The organism is Buttiauxella izardii, from assembly GCF_003601925.1.
Lineage (GTDB): Bacteria > Pseudomonadota > Gammaproteobacteria > Enterobacterales > Enterobacteriaceae > Buttiauxella > Buttiauxella izardii.
The window spans coordinates 1-1,465 of record NZ_QZWH01000077.1; the positions used below are offsets into that span (position 1 = coordinate 1).

The window sequence follows — 1,465 nt, forward strand, 5'->3', positions numbered from 1 at the left end:
CTTGTATTATCCCCCTTGTTCAGAGTAAACCGGCCAGTTTATTCTGAACGCAGTCCGGACGCCGTATCCCCCCTTAGATTTCCGAGTCTGTAAGGTAGATTTTCACGCCGGACTGCTTTTCTCCACTTGTGGTAAAACCGAACAGTATCATGGACCGTTTATCACGGTACCCCGCATTCACAAGGCTGGTAACACAATGGAAAATATCTCTTTTTTCATCGGCATCGATGTCTCTAAAACTAAGCTTGATGTCGCCATTCTTCGTCCCGATGGCCGTTTTCGTGACAAAAAATTCGACAATAACACCCCCGGCCATGAAGCCCTCGTCGCCTGGCTTCATCTGCATGAGGTCTCCATTGCCCATATCTGCATGGAAGCCACCAGTATCTATGCCGAAGATGCCGCTCTGCACCTGACCGGGGCGGGTTACACGGTCTCCGTCATTAATCCCGCGCTCGCAAAAGCCTTTGCTCAAAGCGAAGGGATACGGGTGAAAACCGATGCGGTTGATGCCCGTCTGCTCGCCCGGTTCTGCCAGGAGAAACGCCCGCCACAATGGGAAACTGCCGGGCCGATTGAGCGCCGTCTGCGTGCGCTGGTGATGCGTCATCAGACGCTGACAGATATGCACTCGCAGGAGCTGAACCGGCTTGAAACTGCGCGGGATGAGCAACGGGAAAGCATTGATGCTCATCTTGCCTGGCTGGAAGCGGAACTGAAACTCATCGGGAAAAAGATAAAAGACCTGACGAACAATGACCCGGATATGAAGAACCGCAGGCGTCTGCTGGACAGCATTCCGGGAATAGGACCGAAAACGACGGCGGTGCTGCTGGCGTTCGTTGGGGAAAAACTGCGCTTCGGGGAGGCCCGGCAGTTCGCGGCGTTCGCGGGGCTGACGCCACGGTATCACGAGTCGGGCAGCAGTGTCAGACGGGCGTCGAGGATGAGCAAGGCCGGGAATGTGTCGCTGCGGCGGGCGTTGTATATGCCGGCGATGGTGGCGCTGTACAAAACAGACTGGGGAAAAGCGTTCAGGACAAGACTGGAGCTGAAGGGAAAAGCGCCGAAGCTGATAATCGGGGCCATGATGCGCAAACTGGCTCAGGTGGCGTATGGCGTCCTGAAGTCAGGACGCCCGTTCGATGCCACACTTCATATGGAAAATGCTTGCATGGCATAACAGTATCTACAAAACCCGAACCGTAGGTCGGATAAGCGTTAGTTTTCGTAGGTCGGATAAGCGCAGCGTCATCCGACAGGATCTCCTCAAATCCCGCCTAAATACGCTTTGCGCACTTCTTCATTCCCCAACAACTCCGCACCGCTGCCGCTCAAACGAATCTGCCCGTTCGCCATCACATAACCACGGTCAGAAAGCTTCAGCGCGTGGTGTGCGTTCTGTTCCACCAGGAAAATCGTCATGCCGTTACGCGCCAGTTCGCGCAGCGTCTGGAAGATTTGC

General features: G+C 55.0%; 1 protein-coding gene and 1 pseudogene. One reads left to right on the forward strand and one right to left on the reverse strand.

The features are described 5' to 3' along the window. Window positions 1–196: 196 nt before the first annotated feature. Complete coding sequence (locus D6029_RS22225) at window positions 197–1,183, forward strand: IS110 family RNA-guided transposase (RefSeq protein ID WP_120066839.1); 987 nt, start codon at window positions 197–199, stop codon at window positions 1,181–1,183. Between the two features lie 86 nt (window positions 1,184–1,269). On the opposite strand, the pseudogene D6029_RS22230 reads toward D6029_RS22225, so the two are convergent. Beyond that, window positions 1,270–1,465: pseudogene (locus tag D6029_RS22230) on the reverse strand (ABC transporter ATP-binding protein); the annotation flags it as partial.

What these genes read in the sequence shown, in the direction of transcription:
- D6029_RS22225 (WP_120066839.1), top strand. Translation starts at nt 197, where the DNA reads ATGGAAAATATCTCTTTTTTCATCGGCATCGATGTCTCTAAAACTAAG.